This is a genomic window from Streptomyces sp. NPDC054841, from assembly GCF_053611045.1.
Map to the genome: position 1 here is coordinate 12,565 of NZ_JBSGZO010000198.1, position 2,499 is coordinate 15,063.

At 75.4% G+C, this 2,499-nt stretch carries 3 protein-coding genes; all 3 read left to right on the forward strand.

Annotated features, from left to right (window positions below):
• Positions 1–192: 192 nt before the first annotated feature.
• Positions 193–936: a TetR/AcrR family transcriptional regulator gene (locus ACWGI8_RS24480; protein ID WP_453663949.1), complete on the forward strand. Its 744-nt coding sequence runs from the start codon at positions 193–195 to the stop codon at positions 934–936.
• A gap of 26 nt (positions 937–962) precedes the next feature.
• A complete protein-coding gene (locus tag ACWGI8_RS24485; protein ID WP_453663951.1) occupies positions 963–1,238 on the forward strand; it encodes a hypothetical protein in 276 nt (91 codons plus the stop codon).
• A 37-nt stretch (positions 1,239–1,275) separates the two neighbouring features.
• A partial coding sequence (locus tag ACWGI8_RS24490) for a serine/threonine protein kinase (protein ID WP_453663953.1) occupies positions 1,276–2,499 on the forward strand: 1,224 nt, incomplete at its 3' end.

Consider the following 2,499-nt stretch of genomic DNA (forward strand, 5'->3'; position numbering starts at 1 on the left):
CCGGCCCCCGTCCCACGGACGGGATCGCCACGCGGCGGAGCCGCACATCGATACAGCCTGCGCGGGGCGGGCCGCAGGCTGTGGAAGAGCTCGGGGCTGCTGGCCTGAACCGACACACAGGAGGCCCGGCCCCGGGGGCGGAGGCCGGGATTCCGGGGTGGGGCGCGCGGGGGCGGCGGTTACGCTGCGGGTATGACCTCGAGTGCTCCCGCCGCGAATCGCGCGTACCGGCGCCTCAGCGTCGAGGAGCGGCGCAGCCAGCTCCTGCGCGCCGCCCTGACGCTGTTCGCGCACCGGGCACCCGAGGAGGTGTCGCTCGACGACGTCGCCGAGGCCGCCGGAGTCTCGCGGCCGCTCGTGTACCGGTACTTCCCCGGCGGCAAGCAGCAGTTGTACGAGGCCGCTCTGCGCAGTTCCGCGGACGCGCTCGTGCTCTGCTTCGCCGAGCCCTCCGCCGGCCCTCCCACCGAGCGCCTCGGCCGGGTACTGGACCGCTATCTGGTCTTCGTCGACGAACACGACGCCGGGTTCAGCGCCCTCCTCCAGGGCGGCAGCGTCGCCGAGACGTCCCGTACCGGCGCGATCGTGGACGAGGTGCGCCGCGCCGCCGCCGAGCAGATCCTCGTCCACCTCGGTGTCCCTGGCCCGGGACCCCGGCTGCGGATGATGGTCCGCACCTGGATCGCCGCGGTCGAGGCGGCTTCGCTGATCTGGCTCGACGAGGAGAAGCGCCCGCCGGCCGGGGAGCTGCGGGACTGGCTCGTCGACCATCTGATCGGCCTGCTGGCGGCGACGGCCGCGACCGACGAGGAGACCGCGGGCGTCGTCAGGGCGCTGCTGGCGATGGAGGGGCCGTCGGGGTCCGTCGGGACGCTGGCCCGCCGGGTGATCCCCGTCCTGGAAGACGCGGGCCACCTGCTGCGCGAAGAGACGTGACCGCGGGCCTGAGCGAGACTGGGCGGGTGAAAAGCGAGAACACCCCCTTCGTCGGCGGGCCCCTGGACGGGCGGGTACTGCCCGTGCTCGTCGGTCCCACCGGCAACCCTCCGCTCTGGTACGAGGTGCCGGTGCCCGACGACGACGGCGGGCCACCCACCGTGTACGCGTACCGCCGCGTCCCCTCCGGCCACACCAAGCGGCTCGGGCTGCCGCGCGGCTGGAAGTACGAGTACGCCCCGGGCGGCCGGGAGCGGCGCACGCTCAACTGGCCCTGGTCCAAGCCGAAGCGGGCCGAATAGGATCAAGCCCACCGCACCGCCAAGGGGGAGTTCGCCGATGCAGCCGATGCAACCGTTGGAGTCGCCGCAGCCGTTGCAGGACGGCGATCCACCCCGCATCGGCCCGTACGACACGCTGTCGCGCTTCCGGGAGACCGCGAGCACCGTCCAGTACCTCGCGCGGTCCGGGACCGACGGCGCCACCGTCGTCGTCTCCCTGGCCCGGCCCGGGCTGGCCGCGCTGCCCGCGTTCCGGCACCGCTTCGAGGCGGAGGCCCGTACCGCGGAACGGCTGAGCGGCGGCTGGGTCCTCGCACCCGTCGCCACCGGCGCGGACGGGCCGGCGTTGTGGACGGCCGGCTCGTACGTCCCGGCGATCACGCTCGGCGAGGCGATCACGCTCGTGGGCCCGCTTCCGGAGCGCGCCGTACGCACCCTGGGCGCGGGCCTCGCCGAGACACTCTCGCGGGTGCACGCCACCGGCACCGTGCTGCACGGCCTCGCCCCGCAGACCGTCCTGCTGGCGGCGGACGGCCCCCGGCTCGCGGCCTTCGGCGCCCTGGGCGCGGCCGCCCACGCCGAAGCGGGCCCCGGCGGACAGCTGTCCGTACGCCTCGGCTACCTCACTCCGGAACAGCTCGCGGGCGAGAAGCCCGGCACGGCGTCCGACATCTTCGTCCTCGGCCTGCTGCTGGCGTACGCGGCGACGGGTACGACACCGCTCGCCGGCGGCACGGCCATCGCCGACGCGGAGCCCGAACTGTCCGCCGTCCCCGAGGGGTTGCGCGACCTCGTGGCCTCCTGCCTGGCCAAGTCCCCGGCAGCACGCCCGACGGCCGGCAGCGCCGCGGCCACCCTGGCCCTGGAGGGGGCGGCGGCCCTGGCCAAGGACGGCTGGCTTCCGGAGCCGCTGCTGACGGCCCTGGCGGACCAGGCGGCCGCGGTCTCCTCCCATGTGGAGCAGCAGAGCCAGGACACGTCTGCCGGCGGGACGCCTGCGCCGCGCAGCGAAGCCGCACCCGCTGCACCAGTCGGCCGCGCCTTCGCGCCGCCGCACGGCGAGAGCGAGCCGCACAACGGCTCCCCCGCCAAGGACACAGGGCCCGCCACCACCGTCGGAACACCCGCGCCCGAACACCTTCCGCCCGCCGAGAGCGCGCCGCACGGCGAGAGCGCGCCGGACAACCGCTCCCCCGCCAAGGACACAGGGCCCGCCACCACCGTCGGAACACCCGCGCCCGAACACCTTCCGCCCGCCGAGAGCGCGCCGCACGGCGAGAGC